This window comes from Collinsella sp. AF05-9, from assembly GCF_003465595.1.
GTDB lineage: Bacteria > Actinomycetota > Coriobacteriia > Coriobacteriales > Coriobacteriaceae > Collinsella.
The window spans coordinates 1-18,051 of record NZ_QSBB01000011.1 but is presented as its reverse complement, the minus strand read 5'-3'; the positions used below and the strand labels follow the sequence as shown (position 1 = coordinate 18,051).

Below are 18,051 nucleotides of genomic sequence, written 5' to 3'. Positions count from 1 at the left end.
GCGGAGCAGTTAGCCCCGCCGGCACAACCATAGCATCAAGAAATCTGCCGCGCGCCGCGAGCCCTGAGCAACACGGCTCGCGATATCAAACTATTCGCCAAAGAACTCGTTGATCTTCTGCTCGTCGACGCCAAAGAACCACGTCAGGACAAAGCCGGCGGCATAGGCAAGCAGCATAGCGGCAACGTAGCCGAGCTGTTGGCCAGGAACGACGATCAGCAGGCCAAACAGACCGGAAACGCCCTGAGAAACCGTGCCGATGTGAAGCAGCGCCGCGAGCGCGCCGCCAAATCCGGCACCCAGGCAGGCCGTCACAAACGGACGAACGAGCGGCAGCGTAACAGCATACATCAGAGGCTCGCCCACACCCAGGATTCCAACGGGAATAGACTCTGCGACGTACTTCTTGAGCTTGGCGTTCTTGGTCTTAAAGTACAGCGCCAGACCGGCACCGACCTGACCGCCGCCAGCCATCATAAGGATGGGAAGCAGGTAATTGATGCCCTTGGTAGCGCCGTCGGGATCGTTGAGCATAGCGTGGATCGGCGTGAGCGCCTGATGCAGGCCGACGGAAACCAGCGGCAAGAAGCCTGCCGACAGGATATAGCCACCCAGGACGCCCAGCTTCTCGAAGATAAAGGTCAAAACGCTAAAGATGGCAGTCGTCAGCCATGCGCCAACCGGCTGGATGACGAGCATCAGAGCAAAGGCGCCGATGATGAGCACCAGCAGCGGGGACAAGAACGTGTCGAGTGCGTTGGGCATAACCTTGCGAATCTGACGCTCCATCCAGGCAAAAAATGCGCCGGCGATAAGAGCCGCGATCATGCCGCCCGCTGCGGGGTTGTACTGCGCATTGGTGAGCGGCAGCAGAATGGCAGTGGCAGGATCAGCCGCGCCAGGCGCAAGCAGGGGCATGGCACTGTTGGCGATACACATCATGCCGGCGATGCCGCCCAGCGCAGCGGATCCACCAAACTCACGTGCCGCGTTATAGCCCACCAAGATGGGCAGATAGGCAAACAGGGCCCAGCCCATGGAACGAATGCCCTGGTACCACCACTCGCCCGCAAGCGCGCCTGCCGTCGAGACGTTAATGACGTTGCAGATACCGTTGATGAGGCCAGCCGCAATGATGCCGGGAAGCAGGGCGACGAAGACATTGGAAATCTTCTTGAGGAAGGCCTGAACCGGCTTGGACTCGTACTTTGCCTTCTGCGCGGCCTTGTTTGTGGCCGCAGCGTCAACCACGCTCTCGTCAGCAACGCCTTTCGCAAGGCCGGTGAGCTTGGAGAACTCCTCGAGCACCTTATTCACCTTGCCCGGACCCAGCACGATCTGCATCGTGTCGTCCTCGACCAGGCCTATCACGCCGTCGAGTGCCTTAATGCCCTCCGTGTCGACGTTGCCCGCGTCTTTGACGGTCACGCGCAGGCGCGTCATACACGCCGCGTTTGCGAGCACGTTGTCTTTACCGCCCAAAAGGTCCAGCAGCTTTTGAGCCAGCTCTTTGTTCGTCATAACTCCTCCTTGTATTGGGTATCTCGTCTGGATGTCATATCAGCTCACGCCGCACACCTATTGGGCATCGGCATTGCTCTTCTCATGGCCACTTACCGCAGCACGGACATGGCCTCGCGCTCGCTCAAGAGCTACCGCAGCCTGCTCGACATCGCAGTCCAGCAGTACCGAGACAATAGCGGTTTTTACGTGGCCGCCGGCATCTGCAAGCGCCTGAATAGCGCGCTCGCGCGTGCAGCCGGTCGCCTCCATCACGATGTTCTGGCCGCGCACCACCAACTTCTCGTTCGTCTGCTGCACATCGACCATCAGGTTTTGGTATACCTTGCCGATCTTGACCATGGCACCGGTCGAAATCATGTTGAGAATGAGCTTTTGAACCGTTCCCGCCTTGAGCCTCGTTGAGCCGGTCAGCACCTCGGGACCGGGCACGGGTTCAATGGCAAGATCTGCGCTCTCCCCGATCTTCGACCCTTGGTTGCAGGCAATTGCAATGGTCTTGCACCCAGTTGCCTTGGCGTACACAAGGCCGCCCACCACATAGGGAGTACGGCCGCTTGCCGCCAGGCCAACGACAAGATCCCTGTCCGAGAGTCCACGCTCCCGCAGGTCGCTCGCACCAAGTTCCTCGCTGTCTTCGGCACCTTCGACAGCCTTGATAAACGCCGTCTCGCCTCCGGCAATGAGCCCGACAATCAGGTCGGGTGACACACCAAACGTGGGCGGACACTCCGAAGCGTCGAGTACGCCCAGACGACCGCTGGTGCCTGCGCCCATGTAAAAGACGCGCCCGCCGCGCTCGAGTGCCTCAGCAGCCCAGTCGATTGCTGTGGCAACCTGGGGCAGCACTTTTGTGACCGACTGGACGGCACGAAGATCCTCATCGTTCATCGTCGTGACGATTTGCAGCGATGTCATCGTATCGAGGTCCATTGACCTTTGATTACGCTGTTCGGTCGTGAATTTTGTTAAATCGAGCATTTCTTTCACCTCATCTTTCCTGTTTCTCGATGTAGTTTTGCTTAATGACATGCGTCGCCCGTTCGTAGTCGCTGGCAACGTAAGCAGCGTACAGGGCATCGACAACCATAAGCTGGGCCATACGCGAAGCCATGGCACCGCTGCGGACCAAGGGTTCACTCGCAGCGACGCCGAGCACGGCATCGGCCATGGTGGAAAGCTTGGATGATCCATCTACTTTGGTCACGGCCACAACGGGACAGTTGTGACGTTGGGCCTCGGCGGCGCAGTCCAGCACCTCTTGCGTCAAGCCCGAGTAGCTAAAGGCGATTGCCATATCGCCCTCATGCATGTTCTTGGCACACAAGAGCTGATCATGCCAGTCGTCGTACAGATGGCACTCTTTGTCGACACGCATGAGCTTTTGCGCCAGATCGTGCGCGACCAAACGAGAGGCACCGATACCGAACAGATTGACCGCACGTGCCCGCTTAAGATAGGCCGCACATCGCTCCAAGACGGTGTAATCGAGCGTTCGCGCCGTCGCTTCGATCGTGCGCACGTTGCTTTTCATCACCTTCCCCACGATACGTTCGACGCTGTCATCCATGGAGATGTCCTCGAGGGCAACGTCTTTCTTGTCACCCAAGAGCGCCAGCTCGGCAATCAGTTCGCGCTGGAACTCCTTGTAGCCCGCAAAACCCAAGCGCTTGCAAAAGCGCAAAATGCTCGAGGGCGAGGAGAACGTGACATCGGCAAGACCGCGGACGGACAGCCCGACTACCTCGTGCGGATGAGCGCTTACATATGCGATGACATTGCGTTCCGCCGGGCTCGCACTGAGCTCACGCTCGCGAAGCCGCAAAAGCAATCCGTTTGCCATCTCAAACACCTCCGTTGAGAAGAATTAAAGACCAACGAACGATTCGTACCGGATACAAACAGCTTTTACGGTACATTGTGCCGCATCGTGGCGCACAAAGGACGAGCGTTCTACCGCTCGCCCCTCAAATCCGACCGCTCGGAAATACGCGCGACACAAAATAATTCAACAAGGTCGCATGATCAGAAACGGGTTTGTTACCGGCTAGCGCCTCGCATGGGCGCCGATGGGGCGCGTCTCGTGGTGCACCCATGCGGAGACCAGCAATACCAACAGCATGGCGGTGACATAGCCCGCAGCATCGAATCCTAAATCGATAACGTCGAAATGCCTGCCGGGAACAAAGATCTTATGTACCTGATCGCCAACGGAGCAGACGGCGCAAAAGAGCAACACGGGCACGCAACGGGAGCATACGCTCCACGGACGCCCGGAAAAGCAAACCACGACCACCGAGGCGAACAATCCGACGAAGAAAAACTCTACGGTATGGGCAACGCGACGGACGTTCGTGCCCACCCACATGCGAATGGAAGCAAGTCGGCCAGACCGGACATTCGAAGCAGCCGAATCGGTGCCCCCGGTCATCCCGTTCTCGGTCTGAGCTTCACCCGCGACATCGGCAGCCTGTACGCCCGTAGCTTGACCCTCCACCACACGCGCGGTGGACTCGCTCAGCAACGACGTCTCCACCGCATTTTGCTCCGTCAGCACCCAGATGCCCGCCAGCGTTGCAGTAAACAGAACGATTGCGGTCCATCCGATTATTTGTTTTACGCGTGCCAAGGGCCAACCTCCTTTTTTGAATATCAGCGAGTGTAGCCCCAAATGGCATCGTCACCGTATCAAAATTTGAATCGCAACAGGAAGCGACAAAGCGACGCAAACCCCTACCCCGCCTCGCGCATCCAGCGATCGAACGTCCCCACGCACACGCCCAGGCACTTTGCCGCCTGGCTGCGGGTAATATCGCCCGCCTCATAGCTATCGCGCACCAGCTCAAACTGAGGAGGGCACGGCTTGCGAGGTCGACCGAAACGGACCCCTCGCGCCCGCGCCGCTGCAATTCCCTCCGCCTGGCGCCGATGGATATTCTCGCGCTCCACCTGCGCCACGTAGCTCAGCAGTTGCAGCACAATATCGGCAATCAGGGTGTTGGTCACATCCGGCGCGCCGCTGGCCCTGACGCGCGTGTCAAGCAATGGCATGTCCAACACCACAATGGCAACCCCGAGCTCCTTGGTAATGCGTCGCCATTCCTCAAGAATCTCGGAGTAATTACGGCCAAGTCGGTCGATAGAAAGCACCACCAGCACGTCCCCGTCTCCCAGGATGTGCAGCAGCTCGCGATACCGCGGGCGATCGAAGTCCTTGCCGCTCGCATGGTCAGCATAAATATTCGCCGAGCCCACGCCATAGGCGCCCAGCGCATCCAGCTGCCGATTTAGATTCTGATCGCGCGAACTCACCCGCGCATAACCATACACCGTCGCCATCTCATCCCCGCTTTCTTGTAAACCTGCCAAAAAGGGACAGGTTTATTTTGGTAGGTTTTACCTCTCGAATAGCAGGTAAGCGGGCGGCCGAGCAGACGGCAAGGTAGCCATGATCCAAATGCGGAGGGCGGCCCCGAAAGACCGCCCTCCGCTCTCCCGCCATGAGTCGAGATTTGGCTAATGGATAAGCTTAAAGTCCAAGTGCCCACGCGTGGTATTGACGCGCGAGACCTCGATAATCACGCGCTGGCCCAGTTCATAGCGAGTCCCCGTGTCGGCGCCCGTCAGCGTAAGCGCATCCTCGTCGAACTCGAACCACTCGTTGCCCAGACTCTTGATCGAAACCAAGCCTTCGACCTGCGTCAGGTCCAAGCGCACAAAGAGGCCCATGCTGCTGACCCATGAGACCGTTCCGGCATAGCGCTCGCCCAGGCGATCCTCATAGTACTGGGCAATCTTGATCTTTTGCGTCGCATGGCTGGCGGCATCGGCCGCACGCTCCGCATCGCTGCACGCACGGCAAATCTGCGGCAGAATGCGCGGCAGCGACTCGCGCCCCTTGCCGATCAGCCGCGGCGTACGGACCAAGGCGTCCTTGCCGCCGAGCTGCTCATAGGCCAACTGCAGTTTGAGCACGCGGTGCACCACCAGATCGGGGTAGCGACGGATGGGACTCGTAAAGTGGCAGTAGCACGGCGCGGCGAGCGCAAAGTGGCCCTCGTTGCGCGGCTTGTACAGCGCGCGCTGCATGCTGCGCAGAAGCAGCGTGTTGACGAGCGGTGCGTTGGCCGTACCGGCGGCTGCATCAACTGCAGCCTGCAGCTCATCGGGACTCCCCAGGGCAATACCGGCAGCACGGCGATCGTCGATGATGCCCAGCTGCGCCAGCGCAACGGCGGCACCGTGCAGGCTATCGGGGCTCGGATCCTCATGCACGCGATAGCAGGCCTCGATATCACGGTCTGCCAGCCACTCTGCAACGCACTCGTTGGCGAGCAGCATGGCCTCCTCGATAAGCGACGTGGCACACGAACGCTCGCGCGCCACAATCTGCACGGGTACTCCGTCCTCATCCAATAGAGCGCGAATCTCGGCCGTGTCAAAATCGACTGAGCCGCGGACGCGACGAATACGACGGCGAAGTTCGGCGAGTTCGTTGGCGGCGACAAGGAAATTGCCGAGGTCGACGTTATAGCCGCGGGCGGCCTTCTCGCACGCAAGACCGCGCTCAAGCGCCTCCTCGCGCGAGGCCTCAGCAGCCGCAACATCCTCGGCCGCACCCTCCAGCACCCCATACTCCACCGCGCCGGCACGCACCAGCAGCGCCTCGGCGCCGTCATAGTCCATACGCACACGCGAGCGAATCACGCTGGGGTACGGATCGTAATGCCGCACGCGACCCTGCGCATCGAGTTCAATGTCAACGGTAAACGCAAGACGGTCCTCGTCAGGGCGAAGCGAACACAGGTCACAGGACAGGCGTTCGGGCAGCATGGGAAGCACGCGATCGGCCAGATACACCGATGTCGTACGATGGCGAGCCTCAAGATCGATATGCCCGTCCCAAGCCACATAGTGAGAAACGTCAGCGATATGCACACCCAGCTTGTAGCCACCCTCGGGCGTGCGCTCAAGCGAAATGGCATCGTCAAAGTCGCGCGCGTCAACCGGGTCGATCGTGATGACAAAGCGGTCGCGCAGATCGCGGCGGAGCGGGTCCTTAAGCGCCGCGGACACATCGAGCGAAAGCCCCTCGGCCTCGTCCAGCGCGGCCTCGGGATAGCTATCGGTATAGCCGTAACGCGCCATCACGTATTGAACGCCCAAATCGGGCGCGTCATCTCCGCCAATGCGGCGTTCGATCGTCACGGTGCCCGATTCCAGGCGCGTCGGGTAGGTCAAAATGCGCGCGACAACGGCATCACCCGGGTGGACGCCCAGACGATCCGCCGAGGTATCCTCGGGCAGAATGAAGAAGTCGGCCTTCAGGCGCGAATCGAGCGGCTCGATCACACCGAGCGGACCAGCGGTCTGGTACGTACCCACCACGCTTATGGCTGCGCGCTCAACCACGCCTTCGATCACGGCGCGCCGCTCACCGTGCGGGCTGTTCTTAATGCTCACGGCAACGGTATCGCCATCCATGATCTCGCGCTTACCGCGGCCCATAACCTTGTAGTCGCCGCTCTCGGTTATGACATAGGCGCCATGCTCATGGAGCTGCACGCGCCCGGTCAGGCTCGGACGGCGTTCGCTGCGCACCGGCCCACGCTTATTGCGGGCACCGCGCTTATGCTTGTTATTGCGCCCCATGGCGCCTCCTTGCTATCGATGACGAACTCCAAAGAGTCTACCCAAATGATTCGCTTTCCTGCCGTCCCCTAGAGATCAAAAAACGGGCCGCCCCATAAGAGACGACCCGTTGGAAGGGATGAATTCCAGACATGCCTACACGCGCAGGTAGCGGCGCATGGCTATGGCAGAACCAAAGAGACCGATAATCACACCGACCAGAATCAGCGCAGCATAGGTCACCAGGTAGTACTGCATCGGCAGGGCAAACGACATCCAGCCGATGCTCTCCTGCAAACGCGGAATCATCAGATTGCGCAGCAGCTCCAGAACGCCGATGGAAAGCAGCGAGCCCAAAATGGCCTGCAGTACGCCCTCGGTGATAAACGGGCCGCGAATGAAGCCGTTGCTGGCGCCGACCAGACGCATAATCGCAATCTCACGACGACGCGCCGTGATGGACAGGCGAATCGTGTTGTTGATGAAGATGAATGCGATAAAGGTCAGAAGGCCAACGAGCACCACGGCGGCGATGCGGATGTAGTTGGTCACCTGGAACAGGCGGCTCACTTCCTCCTGGCCGTACAGCACGCTCGCGTTGACGTCGCCGTCATCCGCGATCTTCTGGAAGTCGGCGTTCTTCTTGAGCTTCTGGGCCGTGCTTTCGACCTTGGACGGATCGTCCATCTCAATTGCAAACGAAGCCGGCAGCGGGTTCTGGCCATCGAGCGCGCTCATGGTGGCGTCGGCGTTGCCCGACATCTTGCTCGTATACTCGGCCAGCGCGTCGTCCTTGTCCTTATAGGTCACGGACTTGACGTTATTCCACGTCTTAAGCTCGGCCTCAAAAGCCTGAACATCGGCCTGATCGGCGTCATCGCTAATGAACGCGTTGATGACAACCTGATCCTCGACGGTGCCGATCACGGAGTTCAGCATCGCGGAGCCCATGATGAACAGGCCGATGATAAACAGCGAAAGGAAGATCGTGATGACGGCGCCGAGCGAGGTAGTCCAGTTACGGAAGAAGTGGCTGATTGCCTCTTTGAAGGAGTAGCCCACGTTAGTTGGTGCCATAGTTGCCGTAACCTCCCCTCTCCTGGTCGCGGATAACGTGGCCGCCCTCGAGGGCGATCACGCGACGGTGCATGCTATCGACCATCTCGCGGTCGTGCGTGGCGACGATCACGGTGGTGCCGGTGCGGTTAATGCGCTCGAGCAGCTTCATGATGCCCAGCGAGATCGCCGGGTCGAGGTTGCCCGTGGGCTCGTCGCAGATCAGCAGCGGCGGACGGTTGACCATAGCGCGGGCGACGGCAACGCGCTGCTGCTCGCCACCGGAAAGCTGGTCGGGCAGCGAGTCCATCTGATCGGCCAGACCGACCAGACGCAGCACCTCGGGCACCTGGCTGCGAATGACGCCTTTGGGCTTGCCGATGCACTGCAGGGCAAACGCCACGTTTTCGTAGGCGGTCTTTTGCGGCAGAAGCTTAAAGTCCTGGAACACGGCGCCAATCTGGCGGCGCAGGAACGGAACCTTGCGGTTCTTGATCTTCATGAGGTCCTGACCGGCAACCAAGATGCGGCCGCTCGTCGGCTTGACGTCGCGGTTGAGCGTCGACAGCAGCGTGGTCTTACCCGAGCCGGAATGACCGACCAGGAAGACGAACTCGCCCGGATAGATCTCGATGTTGATGTCGTCGAGTGCAGGCTTGTTGGGCTGTGCCGGATAGATCTTGGTGACATGCTCCATAAGGATGACGGGCTCGACACCGGCCTGCTTGGCCATCTTCTTGCGGCTGGCCTGCGGATCGATGGGCGCAAACACCGACGTAAAATCGGGGTTGTTGAGCGCGTTATCGAGGCTTGCGACCTCGGCTGCCTGATCGCTCTCGACCACCGGGGCAGCAGGCTGCGTGGGATCGGGAATAGCGGCAAAGAGACCGGACTGCGCAGGCTGAGGAACCGGCGTCGCAGGGGCCATGGGGTCGGGAATGCCGGCCATGGTAGGCTGCGGCGTGGCGGCGCCAGCCTGAGGCTGCTCCACGCGAGCGGTCACGGCCTGAACGGGCTCAAAACCCGCCGTGCCGGAAAGCGCGACATCGCTGGTGGGATTGTAGGCAAAGGGATCGGATGCCAGCTGTGCCTGATCTGCCGGCTGAGTGGGGGCCTGAGCAACAGGCTGGCCCTCTGAATCCGGAGTGGCGAAACGACTGCCCTGGACGCCTGTCTGCGTCTTGGGGGCATCATCGCCCGCACCGGAGGTACGGAAGTGGTTACCCACTGGTGCTCCTTATCGTCGTGCGTTTAAACTACATGAGCGCTTAGTATTTTAGCAGCATTAGCTTTGCTGCACATAAGAAGCATGGCGGGCTTTGGGATCCCACCGGCCGGGCGCAGGGTTACCTCCCAAATCGTCCTCGCGCATGGCCGGCATTTGTCCTGCTCCTGCGGAGCTGCGGACAAACGCCGGCCTGCGCTGCGGAAAGATTTGGGAGGTAACCCTGCGCCCGGTCTGCGGCTACTATGGGGCCGACGCACCAACTTGAGATGCTGCGCATACAAAGTTGGAAGGGTCTGAATTGCACTTTGTTGGGATGGGCCCGTTTCCCCATGGGAACTTTGCTTGGCAGGACTCTAATTTAAATTCAACAAAAACAGGGGCGCCCTCTTTGGGGATGCCCCTGTTCTGGCTTGGATGTGGTTGTTGAGACGATACTTTGCCTCGTCTTGCCTTATGCCAAGAACTCCTTGGTGGTCGCCACGATGTTGGCGGCGTCCAGGCCGTACTTGTGCAGGAGCTCGGCACCCGGGCCGGACTCGCCGAAGGTGTCGTTGACGCCAATCTTCTTGAGCGGCGTCGGGCACTGCTCACACAGGACGTCGGCAACGGCGCTGCCCAGGCCACCGATCACAGAGTGCTCCTCGACGGTCACGACGTGGCCGGTCTTGGTGGCGCTCTTGACGATCAGGTCGGCATCGATGGGCTTGATGGTGTGCATGTTGATGACCTCGGCATCGATGCCCTCGGCAGCGAGCTGCTCGGCGGCCTCGAGGGCCTCGCCGACCATTAGGCCGCAGGCGATGATGGTGACGTCGGTGCCCTCGCGCATGACGATGCCCTTGCCTACCTCGAACTTGTAGGTCTCGGGGTCGTTGATGACCGGCGAGGCCAGACGGGCAAAGCGCATGTACACGGGGCCGTCGCACTCGTAGGCGGCGCGCGTCACGGCGCGGGCCTCCACGTCGTCGGCGGGAACGATAACGGTCATGCCGGGGATGACGCGCATGAGGGCGATATCCTCGCAGCACTGGTGCGTGGCGCCGTCCTCGCCCACCGAGATACCGGCGTGCGTGGCACCTATCTTAACGTTAAGGTGCGGATAGCCGATGGAGTTGCGGACCTGCTCAAAGGCGCGGCCAGCGGCAAACATGGCAAAGGTGCTCGCGAAGGCGACGCGGCCGGTGGTCGCGATACCGGCGGCAACACCCATCAGGTTGCTCTCGGCAATGCCCACATCGAAGAAGCGGTCGGGGCAGGCTGCCTTAAACTTGCCGGTCTGCGTGGCGGCGGCCAGATCGGCGTCGAGGACCACAAAGTCGTCGTGCTCGTTGGCGAGCTCGACGAGGGCCTCGCCGTAGCTTACGCGCGTGGCGATTTTCTTGACGTCTGCCATCCTAGAGCTCCTCTCCGGCGGCCGTGAGCTCTGCCATGGCCTGCTCAAACTGTTCATCGTTGGGGGCCTTGCCGTGCCAACCCACCTGGTTCTCCATAAAGGAAACGCCCTTGCCCTTGGTGGTCTCGGCGATGATGGCGGTCGGCTGACCCTTGGTGGCGCGGGCCTCGGCAAAGGCGGCGCGGATCTGATCGAAATCGTTGCCGTCGGCGAGCTCCACCACGTGGAACTTGAAGGCGCGGAACTTGTCGGCGAGCGGCATGGGGTCGTTGACCTCCTCGACGGGGCCGTCGATCTGCAGGCCATTGTGGTCGACGATCACGCAGAGGTTGTCAAGCTGCTGGTTGCCGGCAAACATGGCAGCCTCCCAAACCTGGCCCTCCTCGCTCTCGCCGTCGCCCAGCAGGGCGTAGGTGCGATAGTCGTCGCCCCAGTGCTTGGCGGCAACGGCCATGCCCACGGCGGCGGAGATGCCCTGGCCGAGCGAACCGGTGGACATGTCAACGCCCGGAGTGTCGTTCATGTTGGGATGACCCTGCAGGTGGCTGCCGATGTGGCGCAGCGTCTCAAGATCCTCCTTGGGGAAGAACCCGCGCTCGGCGAGCACAGCGTACAGACCAGGTGCACAGTGGCCCTTGGAAAGCACAAAGCGATCGCGGTCGGCCTTGCGGGGATCGGCCGGGTCGACGTTCATTTCCTCAAAGTACAGATAGGTCATGATGTCGGCAGCGCCGAGCGAACCGCCCGGATGGCCGGACTTGGCAGCGTGCACGCCGGTGACGATGCCCTTCCTTACCTCGTTGGCAACCTTTTTGAGCTCTTCGTCGCTCATTGTGCCTTCCTTTCATCCTCATTAGACAAAATGCGCACGGCACGGAAAGGTAATCCCAACACAGCCGCAATGCACGTACGTCATTCATTATGCTGGAAACTGATGGCTTTACCAGAGTTTTTATCATTATTTGAACAATTTAGCAGGCAGAACCGCTGATGAAACGGTTTATCAATGTGAACGTCTTTTGGATAGAACGCGGTCGCCCCTACGCGCTAATGTCCTTGAATCCCTCGCCGAAGGCTTCCGTAACATCAGCGACCGTCACAATGGCGTGAGGATCGCGCTCGCGCACGATCGTCTTAAGGGTATTGAGCTCTCGACGGCTCACGATGACCATAATCACCGGCTTCTCGGCACCCGAATACATGCCAGTCGCCTTAAACTTGGTACAACCACGACCCAGGCCATACATGATATCGGCAGCGATATCAGGGAACTTGTCCGAGATGATGAGTACCATACGGCGCTTGTTGCCGCCATCGACCACGGCATCGATCACATAGCCGCTGATCACCATCGATAGTCCTGCATACAGAGCATTTTCGAGCGAGAAGACCGGCGCCGATGCCGCACACACGGCAACATCGATCGCCATGACGGTCGAGCCCACCGGCAGCGAGGTGTTACGCGAGATGATTTGGCCAATCGTGTCCGAGCCGCCGGTGTTGGCGCCGGCGCGCAACACCATGCCGTAACCGATGCCCGTGATAATGCCGCCCCACATAGCGGGAAGCATCAGGTCTGCATGTGCCAGAGGCGCTACAAACGGGGCGAACAGATCGGTAAAGAAGCCCAGCAGCACAAAGCCCGTCGCGGTCTGCACCACGTAGAACATGCCGCCCTCGCGCATAACGACCAGCAGCAGCAAGGCATTCATCACGATGGTCTGGATACCGACGGGAAGCGACACGCCTCGCGCCGCGCCGACTGCCTGGATAATAGTCGCAAGGCCCGTAACGCCACCGGCGGCAAGACCATTGGGAATCAAAAACAGGTCGGTCGCGATGGCGGCCAAGGCACACCCCAACATGATCTGGGGCAGATCGTGAAAGAAGTTCATCGAAAGAATGCGCTTGATGTCCAGACGATATGCCATGCTGCCTCCCTCAAAAAAGCGCACCCCATCGGATGCGCTTTGAACTTCTTCTTGTATTCGATTCTACCGATTCGCCGGACAAAAACCACCCCTGCGCAGGGTTTGCTCTGGATACAAAACCACCCTGCTGGGAGGGTTTTAATCCATTTCCACATAAACCGGGCGGTTTATGCAGATGGGGTCTCCGCGTCAGCGTTACCGGTGGCCCAGCGATGGTAGCCAATAACAAACGGGTCCAGGTCGCCATCGTCAAGAACGGCCTCGACATTGCTGGTCTCCACGCCCGTGCGTAGGTCCTTGACCATCTGGTACGGGTAGAGCACGTAGCTGCGAATCTGGTTGCCAAAACCAATCGTGGTCTTGGGTCCGCGGATCTCATCGAGCGCCTCGGCACGCTTCTCAAGCTCAATCTCGTACAGGCGAGCCTTGAGGATCTGCATGCACGCGGCCTTGTTCTGGATCTGGCTGCGCTCGTTTTGGCAGGTGACCACAATGCCGCTGGGGAAATGCGTCACGCGCACGGCGGAGTCGGTGGTGTTAACGCCCTGGCCGCCCGGGCCGCTCGCGTGGTACACGTCCACGCGGATGTCATCGGGACTGATCTCGATGTCGATATCATCGGGTAGCACGGGGATGACCTCGACGCCGGCAAACGTGGTCTGGCGGCGCTTCTTGTCGTCGGTGGGGCTAATGCGAACCAAGCGGTGGACGCCGGCCTCGGCGCGCAGCATGCCAAATGCGTCCTTGCCCTCGACAGTAAAGGTCGCGCGGTCGATGCCGATGACCTCGGCTGCGGGACAGTCGTTGATGGTGACCTTCCAGCCGCGACGCTGGCAGTACTTCATGTACATCTTAAAGAGCATGAAGGTCCAGTCCTGGGCCTCCAGACCACCCTGTCCGGGCTTGATGGTCACAATGGCATCGCCGTGATCGAACTCACCGGTAAACCAGCTCGAAAGCTCAAGCTCATCGATGGCACGGGCCAGGCGCTCAGCCGTGGCTGTAGCCTCCTCGCGAAGGGCGACGGCGTCGGGGTCATCCCCCATCTCCTCGGCAAGCTCCAGCGCGGCGCGGGCATCGGAAAGCTCGCCGCGCGCGGTGTCCACGGCAGCGATATCTTCCTTGGTACGCGCGATCTCCTCCATGGTGGCACGGGCGGCGTCGGCGTCATCCCAAAAGCCAGGGGCAACACTTTTGGCCTCGAGCTCGGTCACGCGTGTGCGCTTTTCGTCCAAATGGAGATACGACTCGACCTCGCCGAGCCGGTCCGCGAACGCGTCCAGCTCGGCGGGCGTTACCTCTAAAGCCTCAGCCATTAACGATTCCTGCCGTGGCAGTACTTAAACTTCTTGCCGCTACCGCAGGGGCACGGGTCGTTGCGGCCCACGTTGACGTACGGATCGTCGCTCTCGGACTTGCGATAGGTGGTCACCTTGCCACCGTTGTTGACGGCAGCCGGTCCGCCCTGGACAGCCGTGCGGGCCTGCACCTGCGCCTGCTTGCGCAGCACCGAGTCGCCGTTATCACCATCGACCTCGGCAGGACCGGAGAAGCGCGCGCCCTCGAGCGCGGGCTCTTCCTTGTGCTCCACGGCACGCGGGGCAGCCTTGATCTCGATGCGCAGAACCGTGCGCAGGTAATCCTCATACATGGTATCGACGAGTATCTGGAACGCGCCGTAGGCCTCGGTCTTGTACTCAACCAGCGGGTCGCGCTGGCCAAAGCCGCGCAGCCCGATGCCGGTCTTAAGGTAGTCCATCTCCTGCAGGTAGTTCATCCAGCGGGTATCGATGACGCGCAGCATGACCTGGGTGTTGAGCTCGCGCATCAGGTCCTCGCCCAAGCGCTCGGCCTTCATGTTGTAGCACTTCTCTACGTAAGCCAGGACATCGGCAGCCAGGGCCTCATAATCCTCGTCGGGGAACTTCGGCGTATCGATGTGGCCGGTGAGCTCCACAACCCACTTGCGCAGGCCCTCCAGGTCGCGCTCGCCATCGTGACTGTCCTTGGTGCAGAACTCCTGCACGCAGCGGTACACGGTGTCGTGCATGACCTCGGTGATGTGGTCGGTCAGGTCCTTGCCGTCCAGAATCTTATTGCGCTCGGCGTAGATGACCTGGCGCTGCTTGTTCATGACGTCGTCGTACTCAAGGACGCTCTTACGCATGGAGAAGTTGATGCTCTCGACCTTGTGCTGGGCGCTCTCGACGGCCTTGGAGATGATCTTGTGCTGGATGGGCATGTCGTCGCCCATGTCGGCCGTGACCATCATCTTGGAGACGCGGTCCATCTTGTCGCCGCCGAACAGGCGCATGAGGTCGTCCTCGAGCGACAGGTAGAACTGGGTCTCGCCCGGATCGCCCTGACGGCCGGAGCGGCCGCGCAGCTGGTTGTCGATACGACGGGACTCGTGGCGCTCGGTGCCGATAACGGTCAGGCCACCGGCGGCAAGCACGCGCTCGCGCTCGGCCTTGCAGGTCTCCTTGGCCTCGGCGTTAAACTGCTCGAGCTGCTCGGGCGTCACGTCCTCCATGGTCAGGCCCTCGTACTCAAGGCGCTCGCGCACCAGCTCGTCGGGGTTGCCGCCCAGCAGGATGTCGGTACCACGACCGGCCATGTTGGTGGCGATGGTCACGGCGCCGTAGCGTCCGGCCTGGGCAACGATGTGGGCCTCGCGTTCATGGTGCTTGGCGTTGAGGACCTCGTGTGCGATGCCGCGCTTGGTAAGGGCGGCGGACAGCTTCTCGGAGCTCTCGATGGAGACGGTGCCCACCAGGACCGGCTGGCCCTTGGCGTGACGCTGCTCGACATCGTCGGCGACGGCGTTGTACTTGGCCTGAATGGTGCGGTACACCAGGTCCTCGTGGTCCACGCGCTGCACGGGCTTGTTGGAGGGGATGACCTCGACGGGCAGCTTGTAGATCTCGCGGAACTCGGCATCCTCGGTAAGTGCCGTGCCGGTCATGCCGGAGAGCTTGTCATACAGACGGAAGTAGTTCTGCAGGGTGATGGTGGCCAGGGTCTGGTTCTCCTCGCGTACGAGCACGCCCTCTTTGGCCTCGATGGCCTGGTGCAGGCCCTCGGAGTAACGGCGACCTTCCATAATGCGGCCGGTGAACTCGTCGACGATCTTAACCTCGCCGTTGGTGACCACGTACTGCTTGTCGCGGTGGAACATGTACTGGGCCTTCAGCGCCTGTTGCAGGTGGTTGACCAGCTGACCCGAAAGGTCGGCGTAGATGTCATCGATACCCAGGCGGCGCTCGATTTTCTTAAGGCCGCGCTCGGTGGCGGCGATGGTGTGCTTGGCCTCGTCCATGACGTAGTCGCCCGTGGGTTCAACGTCCTCGGTGGCGGTAAGCATGTCGTGCGACACGTCCTCGCCGCGCTCAAGGCCACGCACGGCACGCGCGAAGTCCTTGTAGGTACTGGCGGACTTGGTGCCAGCGCCCGAGATGATCAGCGGGGTGCGAGCCTCATCGATCAGGATGGAGTCGACCTCGTCGACGATGGCGTAGTTGTGACCGCGCTGCACGCGCTGCTCGGGACGGGTGACCATGTTGTCGCGCAGGTAATCAAAGCCGAACTCGGAGTTGGTGCCGTAGGTGACGTCGGCCTGGTAGGCCGGGCGCTTGAGCTCGAGCGGCATGTTGTTCTGGAGCAGACCGACGGTCATGCCCAGGTACTTATAGATGCGGCCCATCCACTCGGAGTCGCGCTTGGCAAGGTAATCATTGACAGTAACGACGTGCACGCCCTTGCCGGCAATAGCGTTGAGATAGCCAGCCAACGTGGAGACGAGGGTCTTACCTTCGCCGGTCTTCATCTCGGCGATGTGGCCCTCGTGCAGTGCCATGGCGCCAATGAGCTGCACGTCAAAGTGGCGCATACCCATGGTGCGCTTGGAAGCCTCACGCACGGTGGCAAAGGCCTCGGGGAGCATGTCGTCAAGCGACTCGCCGCTGGCGTAACGCTCGCGGAACTTATCGGTCTGGCCGCGAAGTTCCTCCTCGGTCATCTTCTCAAACTGGGGCTCAAGACCGTTGATCTGGTCGACGATCTTGTAGTAGCGCTTAAGGTCCTTATCGGATCCAAAGGACAGCAGCTTTGACATGAATCCCATGTGGTTTTCCTTTTTGGCCATCGCCCACGCCGTGCAGCTGCGGGCGAGTTAAACACAGATGATTGTACTTTAGCCAAACAAGGCGCGGCCTATACGGTCGACCTCGACCGCCACGTAATAACTATGACCAACCTGCCACAATGGGACAGGTTTATTTTGGCAAGTTTTATCTGAGCAAACGCCGTCTCTCTGCCATTTGGTGCCACGGGGACAGGTTAGCTTGCACCAATAAAATGAAAAGGGCCGCGCACCCAAATGGGTGCGCGGCCCTCATGCCATGAATGCGAGTGTTTCCGCGGCGAGCTATTTACTCAGCAGCCTCGGTGGTCTCGGCCTCGGCAGCGGCCTCCTCGACGGGAGCCTCTGCGGGAGCCTCGGCGGCCTGCTTGGCAGCCTCCTCGGCAAACTTAGCAGCACGCTTGGCCTTCTCGGCAGCCTTAGCCTCAGCGGCGGCCTTGCGAGCGGCCTCGGCCTCAGCAGCCTTGGCAGCCTTGGCAGCCTTGGCCTCCTCGGCCTTCTTGAGCTGGGCGGCAGCGGCGCCACCGAACTTGTCGGCGAAGCGCTGGACGCGTCCACCGGTGTCGACGAACTTCTGCTGGCCGGTGTAGAACGGGTGGCACTCGTTGCAAAGCTCGACCTTCATCTCGGACACGGTAGCGTGCGTCTTGAAGGTGTTGCCGCAGGAGCACGTCACCGTGCACTCGACATACTGGGGATGGATACCCTGCTTCATGGTAGGACTCCTTATTAGTCAGGCGCTGGTTACCGATCAGCGCATAAGGCGTCTTGGTTTCCGACCAAGACAACAAACTCGGCTATGGTACCACGGCGCCGCGTGTCCCACAAAAGGTTCACGGTCTTTTCGGCACAACACGAGCTGGACCTTAAATATCAACTTCATCCGAACACTCCCCCACATTCATCTCTCGTATGTATCGAGGTATTCCTGCTTGAGCGTCTGCGAGGACGACTTGATCTTTTCCACGAGCGTGCCGGCCTCGATGAAGTAGAACGAGTTGGTGAGGTCTGCCAGGTCGTCGAGCAGATGGCTTGAAATGAGCACGCTTCGTCCCCGCGCCACCTCGCTGCGCATCGCGTCGCAGGAGGTTTTCCGTTTTCCCGGATCGAGGCCGTTCAGCGGTTCATCGAGGATGAGGTACGGGCAATC

14 protein-coding genes and 1 pseudogene are annotated in these 18,051 nt (G+C 60.6%); all 15 read right to left on the bottom strand.

From position 1 onward, the window contains the following. Window positions 1-90: 90 nt before the first annotated feature. A complete protein-coding gene (locus DWV43_RS04920) occupies window positions 91-1,521 on the bottom strand; it encodes a PTS transporter subunit EIIC (protein WP_117817207.1) in 1,431 nt (476 codons plus the stop codon). A gap of 57 nt (window positions 1,522-1,578) precedes the next feature. Beyond that, entirely contained in the window at window positions 1,579-2,502 is a 924-nt protein-coding gene (murQ, locus tag DWV43_RS04915; RefSeq protein WP_117817206.1) for an N-acetylmuramic acid 6-phosphate etherase, read from the bottom strand. Window positions 2,503-2,512: 10 nt separating this feature from the next. Further along, window positions 2,513-3,364, bottom strand: coding sequence for a MurR/RpiR family transcriptional regulator (locus tag DWV43_RS04910; RefSeq protein WP_117817205.1), 852 nt, complete (start codon window positions 3,362-3,364; stop codon window positions 2,513-2,515). A 204-nt stretch (window positions 3,365-3,568) separates the two neighbouring features. After that, window positions 3,569-4,150: a VanZ family protein gene (locus DWV43_RS04905; protein ID WP_117817204.1), complete on the bottom strand. Its 582-nt coding sequence runs from the start codon at window positions 4,148-4,150 to the stop codon at window positions 3,569-3,571. Window positions 4,151-4,254: 104 nt separating this feature from the next. After that, the gene (locus tag DWV43_RS04900) at window positions 4,255-4,860 is read right to left on the bottom strand and encodes a recombinase family protein (protein WP_117817203.1); all 606 of its coding nucleotides are present in this window, start codon (window positions 4,858-4,860) and stop codon (window positions 4,255-4,257) included. Window positions 4,861-5,037: 177 nt separating this feature from the next. Then, window positions 5,038-7,173, bottom strand: a complete 2,136-nt coding sequence (locus DWV43_RS04895; RefSeq protein WP_117817202.1) for a ribonuclease R family protein — start codon at window positions 7,171-7,173, stop codon at window positions 5,038-5,040. Window positions 7,174-7,308: 135 nt separating this feature from the next. Beyond that, entirely contained in the window at window positions 7,309-8,229 is a 921-nt protein-coding gene (gene ftsX / locus DWV43_RS04890; RefSeq protein ID WP_089572231.1) for a permease-like cell division protein FtsX, read from the bottom strand. Further along, window positions 8,216-9,436, bottom strand: coding sequence for a cell division ATP-binding protein FtsE (ftsE, locus tag DWV43_RS04885; RefSeq protein ID WP_117817201.1), 1,221 nt, complete (start codon window positions 9,434-9,436; stop codon window positions 8,216-8,218). The genes ftsX and ftsE overlap by 14 nt, the downstream gene beginning before the upstream one ends. A gap of 451 nt (window positions 9,437-9,887) precedes the next feature. After that, window positions 9,888-10,829, bottom strand: coding sequence for a transketolase family protein (locus DWV43_RS04880; RefSeq protein WP_089572234.1), 942 nt, complete (start codon window positions 10,827-10,829; stop codon window positions 9,888-9,890). A gap of 1 nt (window position 10,830) precedes the next feature. Further along, window positions 10,831-11,661 carry a transketolase gene (locus tag DWV43_RS04875; protein WP_099432020.1) on the bottom strand — a complete coding sequence of 277 codons (831 nt, stop codon included), beginning with the start codon at window positions 11,659-11,661 and terminating at the stop codon, window positions 10,831-10,833. 208 nt (window positions 11,662-11,869) lie between these two features. Further along, entirely contained in the window at window positions 11,870-12,760 is an 891-nt protein-coding gene (locus DWV43_RS04870) for a YitT family protein (RefSeq protein ID WP_117817200.1), read from the bottom strand. 167 nt (window positions 12,761-12,927) lie between these two features. After that, window positions 12,928-14,076: a peptide chain release factor 2 gene (gene prfB, locus DWV43_RS04865; RefSeq protein ID WP_117817199.1), complete on the bottom strand. Its 1,149-nt coding sequence runs from the start codon at window positions 14,074-14,076 to the stop codon at window positions 12,928-12,930. Beyond that, on the bottom strand, window positions 14,076-16,883 hold the full coding sequence (secA, locus tag DWV43_RS04860; RefSeq protein WP_117817198.1) for a preprotein translocase subunit SecA: 2,808 nt from the start codon (window positions 16,881-16,883) through the stop codon (window positions 14,076-14,078). The genes prfB and secA overlap by 1 nt, the downstream gene beginning before the upstream one ends. Before the next feature lie 307 nt (window positions 16,884-17,190). Then, complete coding sequence (gene rpmE / locus DWV43_RS04855) at window positions 17,191-17,616, bottom strand: 50S ribosomal protein L31 (RefSeq protein WP_006235303.1); 426 nt, start codon at window positions 17,614-17,616, stop codon at window positions 17,191-17,193. A gap of 186 nt (window positions 17,617-17,802) precedes the next feature. Next, window positions 17,803-18,051, bottom strand: a pseudogene (locus DWV43_RS10340) (hypothetical protein); the annotation flags it as partial.